Here is a 17,147-nt window from a genome sequence, read left to right as displayed (position 1 = left end):
CTAAGAGAGGAAATAGAAAATGAGTACAAGAAACGAATTAATAAATCGTATAGACGAGACTTACGACTTATCACAAATCGAAAAAGAAATTGAACTAGACAACATTGCGTTAAGTGATTTAGAGCTATTAGCGACAGGGGCATATAGCCCACTTACTGGTTTTTTAGGAAAGAAAGATTATGATTCGGTCGTAGAAACGCTTCGCTTAGCAAACGGGAGCGTATGGAGTATACCGATTACATTACCAGTAACAGAAGAAGTAGCAGGGAGTCTGAAAGCTGGAGAGGAAGTAAAACTTGTTAATGCTGAAAATGTATATGGTGTCATTCAAATAGAAGATATTTTTGTACCTGACAAGGAAAAAGAAGCGTTACTTGTGTATAAAACGACGGATGAGGCTCATCCAGGAGTGAAAAAATTATATGAACGACCGAACGTTTATGTCGGGGGAGCCATTATTCTTACAAAACGCTTTGAAAATAATCCGTTTCCTTCTTATCATTTAGATCCAATTGAAACGAGAGAAGAATTTAAAAAACGTGGTTGGAAAACAGTGGTTGGATTTCAAACGAGAAATCCGGTACATCGTGCCCATGAATACATTCAAAAATCTGCCCTTGAAATTGTAGATGGTCTCTTTTTAAATCCACTCGTTGGGGAAACGAAGTCGGACGATATTCCTGCTGATGTAAGGATGGAAAGCTATGAAGTATTACTTCAAAACTATTATCCGAAAGATCGTGTCTTTTTAGGTGTATTTCCTGCAGCAATGCGTTACGCAGGACCGAGGGAAGCGATATTCCATGCATTAGTCAGAAAGAATTTTGGTTGCACCCACTTTATCGTAGGGCGCGATCATGCAGGAGTAGGAGATTATTACGGGACTTATGAAGCACAAGAAATTTTTACAAACTTTACAGTGGAAGAGTTAGGGATTACACCGTTATTTTTTGAACATAGCTTTTACTGCACGAAATGTGAAGCGATGGCTTCGACGAAAACATGCCCACACGGAAAAGAGGATCATGTCATTTTATCAGGTACGAAAGTAAGAGAACTATTAAGAAACGGTGAGGTTCCGCCGAGTACATTTAGTCGTAAAGAAGTAGTGGAAGTGCTAATTAAAGGTTTGAAAAAAGAAGTAGTAACAGAATAGGGAGAGAATGACATGGATACGAATATTACTTGGCATACAGCATCTGTTTCAAAAGATGAGAGAAGAGTAAGGAATGGGCATCATAGTTTTGTAGTTTGGTTTACTGGTCTATCAGCTTCAGGTAAATCTACGGTGGCGAACGCGGTTGCTCGTAAACTATTTGAAAAGAATATTGGAAACTATGTACTAGATGGAGATAATGTACGCCACGGTTTAAATAAAGACTTAGGTTTTTCTGAAAGTGATCGTATGGAAAATATAAGACGGATTGGTGAAGTGGCGAAGCTATTTGTAGATCAAGGTACTGTTGTTCTTACAGCGTTTATTTCACCGTTTCGAGTAGACCGAAAACAAGTTAGAGATCTATTAGCAGCAGATGAGTTTATAGAAGTGTTTGTAAAATGTCCAATTGAAGAGTGTGAAAAACGTGATCCAAAAGGGTTATACAAAAAGGCAAGACAGGGTGATATTAAAGAGTTTACTGGTGTTGATTCACCGTATGAGGAGCCAGAGAAAGCAGAGTTAATTGTAGAAACGCACAAGTATTCTATTGAAGAATGTGCAGAACAAATCGTGAAGTACTTACAAGAGCGTGGTTTTACCCCGCTATTTGCCGGGCAGTAGAACTCCCATCTCAAAATTTGGCTAGGGCAAAGAAGTTAGGTGGGAAATGAACTGCCCGTTAATGCCCGATTGGTTCAACTAATAATCAGTGGGGGATGAACACTCCCTACTGATTAAAGTTTCACTTTATATAGGGGGATAAAAAATGAGTTATGAAAAAGTATGGGCTAGCAATGAAAAATTAAATCAGACTGAGAAAAATAAATTGAAAAAAGATGGATTGGAAATCTTTAATGATATTCCTTACTATGCAGAAAATGGCTTCGAATCTATTCCGAAAGAAGAGTGGGACGCATTCAAATGGGCAGGGTTATATTTACAAAGACCGAAAGAAGCTGGATATTTTATGATGCGTGTAAATATTCCTTCAGGGATTATTACGAATGCACAGGCAGAAGTGCTTGCTTCTATCGCTGAGGATTATGGGCGTGACGTAATAGATATTACGACAAGACAGGCGATTCAGTTTCATTGGTTAGAAATTCATCAAATTCCAGATATTTTTAAAAGATTAGCAAGAGTTGGGTTATCTTCAGCGGGGGCGTGTGGTGATATAACGCGTAATATTACAGGGAATCCACTTGCTGGTATTGATGCAAATGAACTGTTTGATACAACGGGTATTGTGAAAGAGGTATATGATTATTTCCAACATAATGAAGAGTTTTCTAACTTACCGCGTAAATTTAAAATGTCTATTAGTTCTAACATTTATAATTCAGCAAACGCAGAGATTAACTGTGTTGCATTTACACCTGCTACGAAAGAAATAGATGGTGAGAAAAAAGTTGGTTTTCATATAAAAGTAGGCGGTGGATTATCAGCTCGTCCATATTTAGCTAATGAATTAGATGTATTCGTTTTACCAGAAGAAGTGAAGGGGGTAGCAATTGCGATTGCTACAATATTCCGTGATTTTGGATACCGCGAAAAACGTCATTTAGCCCGTTTGAAATTTCTAGTTGCAGACTGGGGAGCAGAGAAATTTAAAGAAAAACTAATAGAGTATATAGGACCATTGCAAAGTAAAGGAGAAAGTGCTCTCAAAGGATGGAATGCGGGATACTTTTATGGTGTTCAAGATCAAAAACAAGATGGACTAAAATATGTAGGTTTTAATGTGCCGGTAGGACGTCTACATGCAGAAGAAATGTTTGAGATTGCAAGAATTGCTAAGCAGTATGGAAATGGACAGATTCGTACATGTAATTCGCAAAACTTCATTATTCCGAATGTTCCGCCAGAAAATGTGACGGGTTTACTAAATGAGCCGTTGTTTGAAGCCATATCAGCAAGTCCAAAATCGTTTATTGGTCATGCAGTTTCCTGCACCGGTATTGAATATTGCAATCTTGCTTTAGTAGAAACGAAAGAAAGATTGCGAAAAATTGCCGAATACTTAGATACACAAATTGCACTCGATGTTCCAGTTCGTATTCATATGGTAGGGTGCCCGAATTCATGTGGTCAACGTCAAATTGCTGACATTGGATTACAAGGGGTGAAAATGAAAACGAAGGAAAAAGGAATTGTTGAAGCATTTGAAATATACGTAGGTGGAACATTGTTAGATGGCGGTGCTTACAATCAAAAGTTAAAAGGGAAAATAGATGGCGAGGATCTACCTGATGTACTTGCATCATTTATAGGTTATTTCAAAGAGAATAAATTACCAGCTGAAACGTTTTATGATTTTGTCGGCCGTGTTGGTATAGAGACATTACAAATAGCATTAAATACTGTGTTAGAAGAAGTAATAGCGTCTTAGGAGGGACAATATGGATTTATATCGATTTGAAGCTGTGTTAGTAAATAGTATTGTTCCGATTGTTGTTGTTGCTCAAAGTGAAGAACAGGCATTTAAGCTCGCGGAGATAGAGCTTGAAAAGCATTTTTTACCGTTACCAGAAGTAAAGGAGATTTCCCTATTTGAAAAAAAGAAGATTCGAAAAGGTGCAGCATTTGTTATTCATGAGTAGGGAAAAGGTAATACGAAATAATGAAAACTTCCATTCGTATATAAGGATGGAAGTTTCACTTTAATAGTAGAAATGAGGAGAGATGATGGGGAAGGTTTATATCGTTGGTGCAGGTCCTGGTGATCCAGAGTTAATTACTGTGAAAGGGTTGAAATGTATTGAGAAGGCAGACGTTATTTTATACGACCGTCTCGTGAATAAAGAGTTACTTTCATACGCAAAGCCTGAAGCAGATTTAATTTATTGCGGAAAACTACCAAATTATCACACGATGAAGCAAGAGACGATTAACACGTTTCTTATTAAATATGCGAAAAAGGGAAAAGTTGTAACGAGACTTAAGGGCGGCGATCCATTTGTATTTGGTAGAGGAGGAGAAGAAGCTGAAGCGTTAGCAAAGCAAGGTGTACCATTTGAAATCGTTCCTGGTATTTCAGCTGGAATAGCTGCTCCTGCTTATGCTGGCATTCCAGTGACACATCGTGATGCAAGTGCAAGTTTTGCTATTGTGACAGGGCATAGGAAAGAAGGTGCTGAAGAAGAAGTGAAGTGGGAAAATTTAGCGAAAGGTGTAGAGACTTTAGCTGTATATATGGGGGTTAGCAATTTACCCTACATATGTGAACAACTGATGAAGCATGGAAAAGACAAAAGTACACCTGCTGCTATTATTGAACGGGGAACGACATCAATGCAGCGCACAGTTGTTGGGACGTTAGGAACAATTGTGGATGTTGCAAAAAAAGAACAAATTCAAAATCCGAGCATGATTGTAATTGGAGAAGTGGTCCGTTTTAGAGAAAAAATCCATTGGTTTGAGAAACAGACAGAAAGTACCTATGAAGTAAGTGGAGTGTTATAAAATGAAAGCCATCTTATATATATGCCATGGAAGTCGTTTGAAAGCAGCTAAAGAAGAAGCGGTTGCATTTATTACGTCATGCATGAACCGTGTAGAGGCAAGTATTCAAGAAGTTTGTTTTTTAGAGTTAGCGAGTCCAACGATTGATGAAGGGTTCCGTACATGTGTGAAGCGTGGTGCTACAGAGATTATTGTTATTCCAGTTTTTTTATTAGCGGCAGGTCATGTGAAAAAAGATATACCGTTTGAATTGGAAAAGTTAAATAATCAATTTTCGAATGTTAAAGTGACCTACGGTAACCCGTTTGGTGTATCAGAAACACTTGTGAAATCGGTGTATAGCGGAAGTGGAATTGAACAGGAAGATAAGAATGAAGTGACGCTACTTCTCGCTGCAAGAGGGAGTAGTGATCCTGAAGTATTAAGAGATATAAACTGGATTGCTTCTTTATTTCAACATGAAGAGAAAATTAAAAAAGTAGAGGTTTGTTATTTAGCGGCTGCCGAGCCGAAATTTGAGGAGAAGTTAAAGGAAGTTGTTGAACGAAAAGAAAAGAATATCGTTGTACTGCCTTACTTATTATTTACAGGTTTACTTATGAAACATATTGAAAAAGAAGTGCGCCAATATGAGTTGGATGAGATAAAAATAAGTCCGTATTTAGGAAAGAATGAAGCATTTCAATATATGTTAATTCAGAAAACGAAGAAATTATTGAAGGGAGATCAATATGTATCCACTTACAGTGCGAGTTGAGAAGAAACGTGTTGTTGTCATTGGTGGAGGAAAAGTCGCGGGATTCAAAATTATTCCTTTACTAAAACAAGGTGCGGATATAGTTGTGATAAGTCCTGAATTGGATGCGAATTTAGTGAAACTAGTGGAAGAAAAGCAGATTCGTTGGTATCAAAGGGAGTATGAAAAAAGTGATATTCAAGGTGCTTTTTTAGTTGTTGCAGCGAGTAGTGATGCCGTATTAAATGAACAAATTGCTGAAGATAGCACAGAGAATCAGTTAGTAAATGTTATTACGAACCCGGAAAGTGGCAATGTTCATTTTCCGGCGGCAATTCATCGTGGATTATTGAATGTGGCTGTTTCAACTGGAGGAGCAAGTCCGAAACTGGCAAAAAAAATTCGTGATGATATCGCAAATAAATATGATGAGGCGTATGGATCGTATCTTGATTTTTTATACGAAGTTAGAATAAAAGTGAAAGAATTACAAATAGAGAAAAGAGAGAGAAATATATTGTTGCAAGAAGTATTAAAGTCGATATATGTTCAAAATGAACAAAAAAGAGAATTGTTTTTACAAGAATTAGAGAGAAGAGTTCATATAGGATAATGAATAAATTGTACTTTACAACTATAAAAATATAATTTATAATCACAAGTAACTTCAATAAATGAAATCGATGAGCAAGAAGAGTATGTATATTTGATACGTTCAGAGAGCTGGGATAAGGTGGGAGCCCGGTACGATAAAATATACAGAATGGGCTTGCGAGAGGTATGTTGAACATTGTAGTAGGCAACCCGGGTTCCGCCGTTAAAAGGATAGAGTATCGGAGTTTTCCTGTACTTGAACAAGTGGGATTTATCAATCCAATTGAGGTGGTACCACGGTATTTACATTACATATATCGTCCTCTACATGCATATTTGCGTGTAGGGGACTTTTTTATTTTCTAAAGGAGGTGTGCGAGTATGAAATGAAAGTGTATAATTAACAAAAGTTTAAATATTCAGAAAAGGAGAATTTATGATGAAAGAAACACAGCAATGGACGTCGAAAATAGGCTTTGTACTCGCAGCAGCCGGAGCCGCAGTAGGTCTTGGTGCCATATGGAAATTTCCGTATGTTGCAGGTAATGGTGGGGGAGGCGCATTCTTCCTTGTATTTTTACTATTAACTGTATTTATAGGTATGCCGCTTCTTTTAGCTGAATTTGTTATTGGACGTAGTACTCAAAAAGAGGCAGTTACAGCGTATAAAGTATTGGTGCCAAATAGCAAGTTATATCCTTGGATTGGTCGCATGGGAGTTGTTACTTGTTTTAGTGTACTCTCTTTTTATAGTGTTGTAGGTGGATGGATTTTACTGTACTTATACTATAGTGTTACAGGGAGCTTCTGGAATGGTGTTGTTGATTATGGGAAATTGTTTGGTGAAACGATTTCAAATCCAGTAAGCGCGATTGGAGCGCAATTTATCTTTATGCTTTGTACTATTTTTGTAGTAAGTAAAGGTGTAGAGAAGGGAATAGAAAAGGCAAGTAAGTATATGATGCCGCTATTATTTATTTTGTTTATTGCAATCATTATTCGTGCGTTAACACTCGATGGTGCTTTTGCTGGGGTAGAGTTCTTCTTGAAACCAGATTTTTCAAAGCTGACAGCAGATACGATTTTATACGCGATGGGACAATCGTTCTTCTCGCTAACAGTAGGTGCCTCAGTAATGGTCACGTATAGTTCGTACTTGAAGAAAGAAGAACATTTAGCTAAATCAGCAACATCTATTGTAAGTTTAACTGTTTTTATTACAGTACTTGCAGGATTAGCAATTTTCCCGGCAATTTTCGCATTAGGCGTTAAGCCGACTGAAGGACCAGGACTACTGTTTATCGTCCTTCCAGCAGTATTTGCGAAAATACCATTTGGACAATTTTTCTTCATTATGTTTTTAGTTTTATTTTTCTTTGCAACTTTAACATCTGCGATTTCCATGCTTGAAATTGTAGTAGCATCTGTTGCGAAAGATAATGAGAAAAAGCGTCCGTCAGCATCATTATTAATTGGTATTCTTATTTTTGCAGTTGGAATCCCGTCAGCATTATCGTTTGGAATTATGAGTGATGTGAAAATATTTGGTAAGACATTCTTTGATTTCGTCGATTTTTCGGTAAGTAATGTATTATTGCCGCTCGGAGTACTAGCCATTTCACTATTCGTACCAAATAAAATGAGTAAAGAAATGTTAATGAAAGAATTAGAAGTTACGGAAACGAAAGGGAAAACATTATTTAATATTTGGTTCTTCTTGCTTCGTTATGTTATTCCAGTAACTGTAATTATTGTATTTTTAAATGCGATAGGCGTATTTAAAATGTTTGCATAATAAAAAGACGGAGATTTCTCCGTCTTTTTATTATGTTGTAGGTGTATTCACTAAACGATTATACGCTTTATAGGCTGTGACGACAGCAATGAATGATCCGATTAAAAATAATGCTGAGCCGCCAAATGTAAATAACCGGCCAATGTAAGTTTCTCTAGCTTCTTCTATTTTCTGTTGTAATTGTGTATTCATATGATTCACCTCGTAAAATATGGGCATTTAGTTGTAGTCTATGTGGAATGCCTATAGTGTGTGAAGTGGAAATAAAAAAAACTCGGTATGAACCGAGTTTTTTTATAATCCGATATAAGAAGATGGATCCACTGCGTTTGTCTTACCGACATTCCATTCTCCAAGGTGAAGTTCGAAGTGTAAATGCTGCCCGTATGATTGGCCAGTATTTCCCATGAATCCAAGTTGAGTGCCTTGTTTTACAGTTTGTCCATTTGATACAGAACGGCTACTCATATGAGCATATACTGTCGTATATGTTTTTCCGTTTATACGGTGAGATAAGTACACAACGTTTCCGTAACTAGATGATAATTCCGAGCGGATAACAACGCCATCAGCAGCGGCAATAATTGGAACGGTTCCTGAAGCTGCGATATCGATTCCTTTATGGTTATCTATAGAGCGCACGCCAAACCCAGAAGTTTTTGATCCAGCTGCTGGCTTAATAAACCCGCCAATATTTGTATCGTGTGGTGTTGGAGCTGCTTGAGCTGTTTGAGCAGATGTAGTAGCTTGTTTACGAGCTTCTTCCGCCTTGCGAGCTTCTTCAGCTTTACGAGCCTCTTCGGCACGTTTTTCTTCTTCAATTGCTTTTTGAACAGCTTGACGCTGATTTTCTAAAATGCCTTTAGATTCTTCTAATCCTTCAATCTCTGAATCTACTTTTGCTACTTTCGTATGTAGATCGCTAATAAAGGTTTGCTGCTGTTGTTGGTTATTTTGTAATTCTTGCTGTTTTTGTTCTAATTTTTGCTCGGATTCTTTCAGTTGTTGCTCTTTTTTCTCAACAGCCTCTTTTTCTTTCGCCACAGCATTTTGGTCAGTTGTTTGTTTTTTCACAATATCTGTATCATTGTTTAAAATTAAACTTACAGAGTACATATTATCAACAAGATCAGCAATGTTTGTAGAATTTGTTAATACCTCTGTAATGATGTTTGTACGAGGTTTTTCTTGCATAGATTGTAAACGTTGTTTAATAACTTCCTGACGCGTATCTATGTTTGTTTGTAATTGCTCTATATGTTTCTTTTTTTCAGTAATTATTTGTTGTGTTTTACTAATTTCTTTTTTTGTATCGTTTAATTCAGCTTCGTTTTTATTAATAGAAGTAGTTAAGTCATCAATTTTCTTTTGTAATTCTTGAATTTCTTTTTCTATTTGTTCTTTCTCAGCTGATTTATTTTGTAAGTCATTTTGTTTTCCTTCTAATTCAGATTGAATATTAGATAATTTATCTTGATTCGTTTCAGCGTATACGGGTGAAAGTAACGGAGAAACAAAAAGTGTTCCTGCTGCTAAAACACTAAACGCTGCAAATTTCTTTTTCATGGTTGTCTGGCTCCTTTCCCTATGAATGTTATATATCATAAGAAGAAGAGTGTCTATCGTTGTAACCATAATGTAAAGAAAATTTTATAAAGTTGCTAAGTTTTGTCGGAATTTATCATTTTTCAACAGTATTTGTAATGGTGATTTTATTTTTTTAGTTTGTACAACAAAGTTGTATTCTAGATTTTATCTGTAAAATAAAGGGAAACAATCGTGATTTTATATAGTGAAATTCAAGTTGAAAACCCACTAAAATACTAGTGAGGAATCGTTCTCATGTTAGGTTTTCTGACATGGGTTTTATTTTTGTCAAGAAAATTATTTGTGTTCAGGAAAAGTTATTTTGTTGTCAGATTTAATTTTTTGATTTATGATTTTTAACAGGGACAAAATGTAGTGAATTGTCGAATAATATGTAATACTCTTAATTTCAAGTTTTATAAATATAGAATGAGAGGTAGAGTGACACATCGAAGAGGGGGTTACAACAAATATGAAAAGAATAGGACTTGCATGGCAAATTTTAATTGGACTTGCTCTAGGTATCGCGGTGGGGGCAATTTTTTATGGCGATAGCACAGTTGTAGGGTACCTAAAACCAATTGGTGATATTTTTATCCGATTAATTAAAATGATCGTTGTGCCGATTGTTGTAGCAAGTATTGTTGTTGGAGTTGCTGGTGTTGGCGATGTTAAAAAACTAGGCCGATTAGGCGGGAAAACAATTCTTTATTTTGAAATTATTACAACAATTGCAATTGTTGTTGGTCTACTGGTAGCGAATATTTTCCAACCAGGAAAAGGCGTGAATATGGATCAATTAACAAAGACTGATATTTCTAAATATGCAGAAACAACAGCTCAAGTACAAAGTCATTCGTTTGCAGATACATTTGTGAATATCGTTCCAACGAATATTATGAAATCATTGGTTGAGGGCGATATGCTTGCGATTATCTTCTTCTCTGTACTATTTGGTTTAGGTGTAGCAGCAATTGGTGAAAGAGGAAGACCGGTTCTTCAATTTTTCCAAGGTGTAGCAGATGCGATGTTTTACGTGACTAACCAAGTTATGAAATTTGCACCGTTTGGTGTATTCGCATTAATTGGTGTAACAGTTTCGACGTTTGGTTTATCTTCATTAATTCCGTTAGGGAAATTAGTCATAGTTGTATATGGTGCGATGATTTTCTTCGTTGTAGTCGTACTAGGACTTACAGCGAAACTATTTGGAATTAACATTTTCCAATTCTTTAAGATTTTAAAAGACGAGCTGATCTTAGCATACTCAACAGCAAGTTCAGAAACAGTTTTACCGAAAATCATGGAGAAAATGGAGAAGTTCGGTTGTCCGAAGGCAATTACATCTTTCGTTATTCCGACAGGTTATTCATTTAACTTAGATGGATCAACTTTATATCAAGCAATTGCAGCTATTTTCTTAGCGCAAATGTACGGTATTGATTTATCCATTACACAACAAATTACATTATTACTAGTATTAATGGTTACATCAAAAGGTATTGCGGGTGTACCGGGCGTATCATTCGTTGTATTATTAGCGACACTTGGTACAGTAGGTATTCCAGCTGAAGGTTTAGCCTTTATCGCTGGTATTGACCGTATTTTAGATATGGCTCGTACAGCAGTTAACGTTGTAGGTAACTCTTTAGCAGCTGTAGTTATGTCTAAGTGGGAAGGTCAGTATGACGCTGAAAAAGGACAAGCTTATTTGAAAGAGATTTCTGAAAAAGGTCAAGCAGCTTAATTATAATTTGAACAAGCTCTCACATAATATGTGGGGGCTTTTCTATATAGAAGGGGAGCGGACGTAATGAAACGTAAATATGGTGACGGTTCTTCGTGGAAGCGACTAATAGAGAAGGATTATACGGTTAAGCAAGTAGAAGAAGGAATGCTAGGAATATTAGAAATAAAAAAGGTAAGAGAACCTAGTTGTAAAGAATATGATGGTAAAAAACTTTGTATTGTAGGGAATCAATATACGTGGATTCAATATTTCATAGACGGGAAAAACTTTGCGATTACAGCTATGTTAGATGATCAGAAAAAATTAGTGCAATATTATATCGATGTGGCGAAAGAATATAAAATTGACGACCGTGGTTTACCGTATTTTGATGATTTATATTTAGATGTAGTGTTATTACCGAACGGTAAAATGTATATATTGGATGAAGATGAGCTAGAGGATGCTTATAAAAGTGGTGATGTTACAAAAGAAGAGTATAAGTTAGCTTGGTACACTACGAAATGGATAATAGATGCAATAAAAAATAGTGAATTTTATTGGATTTCAATATTGGAAGAAGAAATCAAAAAGTTAAAATGATTGTTGTATTCAAATTTTTGTATAATTACCAAAAAAATCTATACGAAAAATAATTGACTTTTGTTTTGTAAGCGAGTAAAGTTAGGGAAGAAATTATTATTAAAAAATAAATATGAAACCTTCTTATAAAGAGAGGCGGAGGGACTGGCCCTACGATGCCTCGGCAGCGGACTCGATTTCAGAGTGCTGTGCCAAATCCAGCAAGCATGTGCTTGAAAGATGAGAAGAGCGTTCCTTATAGATGTATAAGACCTCTTCTCATTGGAAGAGGTCTTTTGTTATTCATTAGAAAAAGGTTGAAACTAGGGAGAGATGGTACTTTGAAAGAAACGAGAGGAAATGGTTTGGCTTTATTACCACTTGGGATATTTTTGGCGCTATTTATTGGTTCTGGAATTATTACAGGTGATTTCTATAAATTGCCGATACTTGTAGCAATTTCAATTGCTGTAGGAGTCGCTTTAACAATGAATCGTAAAGAAAGTTTTAATGTAAAAGTAGAACGATTCGCTAAAGGTGCAGGGAACCCGGATATTATGATTATGGTTTTAATTTTTGTACTGGCAGGAGCGTTTTCTGAAACGGCAAAAGGGATGGGCGGCGTTGATTCTACAGTTAACTTAGCGTTATCCATTTTACCGCAAGGATTTATCGTAGCTGGAATTTTTGTTATAGGGGCATTTATTTCATTAGCAATGGGAACTTCAATGGGAACAATTGCTGCATTAGCACCAATTGCTGTAGGTATTAGTGGGCAAACTGATATCTCCATTGCACTTACGATGGCTACCGTTGTTGGCGGAGCGATGTTTGGTGATAATTTATCATTTATTTCAGATACAACAATCGCAGCTGTACGCTCACAAGGAACAGAAATGAAAGATAAGTTTAAAACGAACTTTTTAATTGTATTACCAGCGGCTATGATTACAATTGTACTATTAGTAATCATTACTTTAGGGAGCGATACGCAGATTAAAGCGCATAGCTTTGACTGGATAAAGATTTTACCGTATGCAGGAGTACTTATTACAGCATTGCTTGGTTGGAATGTACTTATTGTGTTAACTGGTGGAACTGTACTATCCGGCGTTATAGGTCTTTTAGATGGAAGTTACACGTTAGAGAGTTTCTTTAAAAGTGTAACGACTGGAATGGGCGGTATGATGGAGTTAGTATTACTTGCTATTTTAATTGGTGGTATGGTCGAACTGATTCAATATAATGGTGGTATTCAATATTTAATGAATATTTTAACGCGTAACATTCGTTCGAAAAAAGGAGCAGAGTTCGGTATCGCTGGTTTAGTAGGTATGACGAATATGTGTACAGCGAATAATACGATTTCTATTATTTTTACAGGTCCACTTGCGAAAAACATTGCAGATCAATATGAAATTGATCCTCGTAAATCAGCGAGTGTATTAGATCTTTTCTCATGTTGTGTGCAAGGGTTAATTCCGTATGGTGCGCAAATGTTAACGGCAGCAGGATTTGCGGCGTTATCTCCGATTGAATTGTTACCATATGCGTTTTATCCGATCTTAGTTGGAGTATGTGGAATTATTTCTATATTAATTGGTTTCCCGAGGTTTTCTAAAGTAGCGGGAAAGAAAGAGTATCACAAAACAGCATAATTTAAAATGAAGTTTATGAATAGTAACGAAAGCCGTACAGAGAATGTTCTCTGTACGGCTTTTTATGTGCGATAAAAGAGTGAATCATCCTATCCTACCGCATATTTTTACAAAAGGCTGAATGCAACTCAGTCTTAAGTCTGAGTCGAAAACGGTTCTTAAGCTCGTTATGGAAAAGTGAAAAAATAGTTAAGATAAGAGTATCAAATCGAAGGGAGGCAAGCACAAGATGAAACAATTTCTAGCGTTTATCGCGGCTGGTATTTTAGCTTTAATTGCTCTTGGCAGTCTTGCTGGTATTATAGGATTCGCAATTGGAGCAGGAGTTGTGTACTGGAGCTATAAATCATTTGTGCGAGCACAATCATTTTTTGGAAAGTTAGCTTGGGGTATTGTTGGTTTAATCGGCTTGTCCATCGCCCTTTCTCATTCCCCAGCATTAATCGGTATCGCAGCATTAGCAGTTTTATACTACGGATACCGTGAGTGGAAAAAAGAAAAAAATGTAGTTGTTGATTCTGCACCAGAAAGTTCTAAACCATATAGCAACTTTGAAGATGAGTGGAACAAGTTAATGAAAAACTAATAAAAAATTAATAAAAACCAAATTAAATTGATAAAGTAGAAGAGAGGAAGATTATAATGAAACAATCTTTATTCGGACGTGTACGCGAGGCAATTTTAGCAGATTTTCATAATGTGTTAGATGAGAAAGAAAGAAAAAATCCAATCGCGATGTTAAACCAATATTTACGCGATAGTGAGCGTGAAATAACAAAAATTGAGAAGTTAATTGAGCGCCACAAAACATTAAAATCTAATTTCGCTCGTGAGCTTGAGCAAGCACGTTATTTCGTTAATAAAAGATCAAAGCAAGCGATCGTCGCTCAAGAAGCAGGCGAATTACAACTACATGAGCGTGCGTTAGAAGAAGTAGCGTATTATGAAGGGCAAGTAACTCGATTAGAAGAAATGTATGCAGGTGTTGTAGATCAAATTGATGAGTTAGAGCGTCGTCTTGCTGAGATGAAAAATAAATTAAAAGAAATGCACGCAAAACGTATGGAATTAATGGCACGTGAAAATATGGCACATGCAAATCGTCGTATGAATACAGCGATGCATAAAATGGATGAAAATAATCCGTTCTTACGCTTTGAAGAAATTGAAGATCATATTCGCGACTTAGAATCTCGTATAAATGAGGAGCATGAACGTGACACATTTGATATGAAGATTGCAAAGCTTGAGCGTGAAATGAAAGAGAAGAATGATGTATCGTTAACGAAAGAGTTAACAAAATAATAGTAGTATATTATAAAACAGGCTTATGATATAGTGATAGGAGAAAAGGTGTTGGAAAGCAATGCCTTTTCTTCTATGTATATGTAACAAGAAGGGGGGAGCTGAAATGAAGAAACAATTTTCAAAAACACAATTAATGGGGATGCTCCTCATCATATTTGGATTCGGTCTTTTTCTTGATATGATACTTGGACATTTTGAACCAGGTGGTCTCATTTTTGCATTTATTATGCTTATGTTTGGAAGGCATTATCGTAAGAAGAATCGTTATGTAAGGGGAAATGTCTTTTTATTTGTTGGTGGTATCGTATTTTTATTCTTCTTATTTTCATCAGCAGCATTTGTTCTTGTCGTCTTTGCTTGTTTAGCTTTAATTGGTTATCAATTGATTCAACAAGGACATCAGAAAAAAGCAATGAAGGTTGAAATTAAAGAAAAAGGATATATAGATGAAGAGAAGCAAATTTATCGTACAGAACCATATTTAAAAAACATGTTTGTAGGTAATGTGCGAATGATGGATCATATTTATGAACTTGAGGATATTAATGTTCAATATGGTGCTTGTGATGTGGAAATAGATTTAACAACTGCTATGATTCCAGAAGGAGAAACGGTAATTGTTATCCGAGGTATCGTTGGTAATATTCGTTTATACGTGCCATATGATATTGAGTTGTCTTTAAATCATTCTGTTATTGTCGGACGTGTGCTCCTGCCAGGACATGAAGAGACAGGATTTAATCGTAATGTTACATTTAGAACAGAGCAGTATAAAGAAGCTCCTCGTCGTATTAAAATTATTTCTTCGCTTGTCGTAGGCGATACGGAAGTGAGGAAAGTATAATGAAGAAACAAAAAAATATTTCGTGGATGTATATTCGTTATTCTATGTTGTCTTCCGTTAGTATTGCACTCATTTGTACAATTGTATATGTATGGAAAAGCGAGCAACAAGTGTATGATTTATTATGGAAGGAATCCATCGCTTCTGTTCCAATTGGCTTGTTTATTATGACTACAAGTTTACTTATCGGGGGAATTGTAGGATATGCAATCGGTTACTATATAGAGCAGCGTATACAAGGATTAAATACTTTTCTATTTGAAGTGGAGCGAGGGAATTTTCCGAGCGATGTTTCGTTTACTGCAGATGATGAATTTCATGAAGTAGAACGAAAAGTAATCGGTCTTGCTCGTCGATTAGAGGAGCAAGCTGGACTCTTTCAAAAAGTAACGAATGAACGAGCTCATTGGAATGAAGAGATGAGACAAGAAGCGATATCCCAAGAAAGGCATCGATTGGCGAGGGAGCTGCATGATTCTGTAAGTCAGCAGCTTTTTGCAATGTCGATGATGATGTCGGCTATTAATGAACAAGTAGCTGAAATTCCAGAAACGACAAACAAGCAGTTGCAGCTCGTTGAAAATATGGTTGTAAATGCACAATCAGAAATGAGAGCATTGCTTCTTCATTTACGGCCTGTACAATTAGAAGGTAAGAAACTGACACAGGGTATAGAGGAATTATTGACGGAATTATCGCGAAAGCAACATATGAAAATTGAATGGCTAATCGAGCCAATAGAATTGAAAAAAGGTGTAGAAGATCATTTATTTCGTATTGTGCAAGAAGCTTTATCCAATACTTTACGACATGCGAAAGCGAAGAAAACGGAAGTACGTCTGCGGAAAATTGATCAATATGCAATTCTAAAAATTATTGATGATGGCGTTGGATTTGAAGTCGGAGTGAATAAGGCTGGTTCATATGGTTTAAGATCAATGCAAGAGCGTGTTCATGAAATTGGTGGGACATTAAAAGTACTTAGTTTCCCCGCTAAAGGGACGCAAATAGAAGTAAAAGTACCGATTATGATTGAGAAAGGGGGAGAATCATGATAAAAGTGTTACTTGTCGATGATCATGAAATGGTTCGAATGGGTGTATCAGCATATTTATCAACGCAGCCAGATATCGAAGTAGTTGGAGAAGCTGAAAATGGAAGAAAAGGTTCAGAGTTAGCACTGCAATTAAGACCAGATATTATTTTGATGGACCTTGTCATGGATGAGATGGATGGGGTTGAAGCAACACGTGCTATTATTCAGGAATGGCCAGAAGCGAAAATTGTAGTTGTAACGAGCTTTTTAGATGATGAGAAATTGTACCCTGTTATTGAGGCTGGAGCGACAAGTTATTTATTAAAAACATCAAGAGCAAGTGATATAGCAGACGCTGTACGAGCTACTTATGATGGAGAAACGGTATTAGAGCCGAAAGTTACTGGTAAAATGATGTCTCGTATGCGTCAGAAGAAAGAACAACCTTTGCATGAGGAGTTAACAGAAAGAGAGTCTGAAATTTTGTTATTAATTGCAGAGGGGAAAAGTAATCAAGAGATTGCAGATGAATTGTTTATTGCTCTCAAAACAGTAAAGACACATGTGAGTAATATTTTAAATAAGCTAAATGTAAGTGACCGGACACAGGCGGTTATTTATGCGTTTAGACATCAATTGACGAAATGATAAAGTGAA

General features: G+C 36.3%; 18 protein-coding genes, 1 riboswitch and 1 other annotated feature. Of the genes, 16 read left to right on the top strand and 2 right to left on the bottom strand.

Annotation, left to right across the window (positions count from 1 at the left end):
- Positions 1–19: 19 nt before the first annotated feature.
- The 8 genes from sat to DN389_RS01470 all read left to right on the top strand — a co-directional run bounded on the left by sat (position 20) and on the right by DN389_RS01470 (position 7,746).
- Entirely contained in the window at positions 20–1,156 is a 1,137-nt protein-coding gene (gene sat, locus DN389_RS01505) for a sulfate adenylyltransferase (RefSeq protein WP_098802269.1), read from the top strand.
- 12 nt (positions 1,157–1,168) lie between these two features.
- Entirely contained in the window at positions 1,169–1,780 is a 612-nt protein-coding gene (gene cysC, locus DN389_RS01500; RefSeq protein ID WP_000380517.1) for an adenylyl-sulfate kinase, read from the top strand.
- A 145-nt stretch (positions 1,781–1,925) separates the two neighbouring features.
- Complete coding sequence (locus DN389_RS01495) at positions 1,926–3,548, top strand: nitrite/sulfite reductase (protein WP_088121717.1); 1,623 nt, start codon at positions 1,926–1,928, stop codon at positions 3,546–3,548.
- Positions 3,549–3,558: 10 nt separating this feature from the next.
- A complete protein-coding gene (locus DN389_RS01490; protein ID WP_000366913.1) occupies positions 3,559–3,759 on the top strand; it encodes a DUF3906 family protein in 201 nt (66 codons plus the stop codon).
- An 85-nt stretch (positions 3,760–3,844) separates the two neighbouring features.
- Positions 3,845–4,621: a uroporphyrinogen-III C-methyltransferase gene (cobA, locus tag DN389_RS01485; protein WP_149236759.1), complete on the top strand. Its 777-nt coding sequence runs from the start codon at positions 3,845–3,847 to the stop codon at positions 4,619–4,621.
- Between the two features lies 1 nt (position 4,622).
- Positions 4,623–5,378: a sirohydrochlorin chelatase gene (locus tag DN389_RS01480; protein ID WP_149236758.1), complete on the top strand. Its 756-nt coding sequence runs from the start codon at positions 4,623–4,625 to the stop codon at positions 5,376–5,378.
- Positions 5,353–5,970: an NAD(P)-binding protein gene (locus DN389_RS01475; RefSeq protein WP_000283336.1), complete on the top strand. Its 618-nt coding sequence runs from the start codon at positions 5,353–5,355 to the stop codon at positions 5,968–5,970. Before DN389_RS01480 ends, DN389_RS01475 begins: the two co-directional genes overlap by 26 nt.
- A 61-nt stretch (positions 5,971–6,031) precedes the next feature.
- Positions 6,032–6,279: a binding site (T-box leader), on the top strand.
- Between the two features lie 111 nt (positions 6,280–6,390).
- A complete protein-coding gene (locus DN389_RS01470) occupies positions 6,391–7,746 on the top strand; it encodes a sodium-dependent transporter (protein ID WP_000665462.1) in 1,356 nt (451 codons plus the stop codon).
- A 30-nt stretch (positions 7,747–7,776) separates the two neighbouring features.
- On the opposite strand, the gene DN389_RS28315 is transcribed toward DN389_RS01470, so the two are convergent.
- Both DN389_RS28315 and DN389_RS01465 read right to left on the bottom strand, forming a co-directional pair.
- Entirely contained in the window at positions 7,777–7,938 is a 162-nt protein-coding gene (locus DN389_RS28315; RefSeq protein ID WP_001096004.1) for a hypothetical protein, read from the bottom strand.
- A 102-nt stretch (positions 7,939–8,040) separates the two neighbouring features.
- Complete coding sequence (locus tag DN389_RS01465) at positions 8,041–9,312, bottom strand: murein hydrolase activator EnvC family protein (protein WP_060489543.1); 1,272 nt, start codon at positions 9,310–9,312, stop codon at positions 8,041–8,043.
- Between the two features lie 493 nt (positions 9,313–9,805).
- Here DN389_RS01465 and gltP point away from each other — a divergent pair, with 493 nt between their 5' ends.
- The 8 genes from gltP (at position 9,806) to DN389_RS01425 (ending at position 17,138) form a co-directional block, all read left to right on the top strand.
- Positions 9,806–11,080 (top strand): glutamate/aspartate:proton symporter GltP, encoded by a 1,275-nt coding sequence (gltP, locus tag DN389_RS01460; protein ID WP_088121718.1) that lies wholly within the window; start codon positions 9,806–9,808, stop codon positions 11,078–11,080.
- A gap of 66 nt (positions 11,081–11,146) precedes the next feature.
- Positions 11,147–11,665: a ribonuclease FAU-1 family protein gene (locus tag DN389_RS01455; RefSeq protein WP_098189723.1), complete on the top strand. Its 519-nt coding sequence runs from the start codon at positions 11,147–11,149 to the stop codon at positions 11,663–11,665.
- Between the two features lie 120 nt (positions 11,666–11,785).
- A riboswitch (SAM riboswitch) is annotated at positions 11,786–11,891 on the top strand.
- 94 nt (positions 11,892–11,985) lie between these two features.
- On the top strand, positions 11,986–13,302 hold the full coding sequence (locus tag DN389_RS01450; RefSeq protein WP_088121720.1) for a Na+/H+ antiporter NhaC family protein: 1,317 nt from the start codon (positions 11,986–11,988) through the stop codon (positions 13,300–13,302).
- A 229-nt stretch (positions 13,303–13,531) separates the two neighbouring features.
- A complete protein-coding gene (locus DN389_RS01445; protein ID WP_060489551.1) occupies positions 13,532–13,888 on the top strand; it encodes a lmo0954 family membrane protein in 357 nt (118 codons plus the stop codon).
- A 56-nt stretch (positions 13,889–13,944) separates the two neighbouring features.
- Positions 13,945–14,607: a PspA/IM30 family protein gene (locus DN389_RS01440; RefSeq protein ID WP_046958185.1), complete on the top strand. Its 663-nt coding sequence runs from the start codon at positions 13,945–13,947 to the stop codon at positions 14,605–14,607.
- Between the two features lie 106 nt (positions 14,608–14,713).
- Complete coding sequence (gene liaF / locus DN389_RS01435; protein WP_000743885.1) at positions 14,714–15,454, top strand: cell wall-active antibiotics response protein LiaF; 741 nt, start codon at positions 14,714–14,716, stop codon at positions 15,452–15,454.
- A complete protein-coding gene (locus DN389_RS01430) occupies positions 15,454–16,509 on the top strand; it encodes a sensor histidine kinase (RefSeq protein ID WP_088121721.1) in 1,056 nt (351 codons plus the stop codon). Before liaF ends, DN389_RS01430 begins: the two co-directional genes overlap by 1 nt.
- On the top strand, positions 16,506–17,138 hold the full coding sequence (locus DN389_RS01425) for a response regulator (protein WP_000598709.1): 633 nt from the start codon (positions 16,506–16,508) through the stop codon (positions 17,136–17,138). Before DN389_RS01430 ends, DN389_RS01425 begins: the two co-directional genes overlap by 4 nt.
- Positions 17,139–17,147 lie beyond the last annotated feature (9 nt).

It is taken from the genome of Bacillus sp. AY3-1 (genome assembly GCF_008368785.1).
Taxonomy (GTDB): domain Bacteria; phylum Bacillota; class Bacilli; order Bacillales; family Bacillaceae_G; genus Bacillus_A; species Bacillus_A wiedmannii.
The sequence above is the reverse complement of the archived record's forward strand: the minus strand, read 5'-3'. Positions and strand labels throughout refer to the sequence as shown.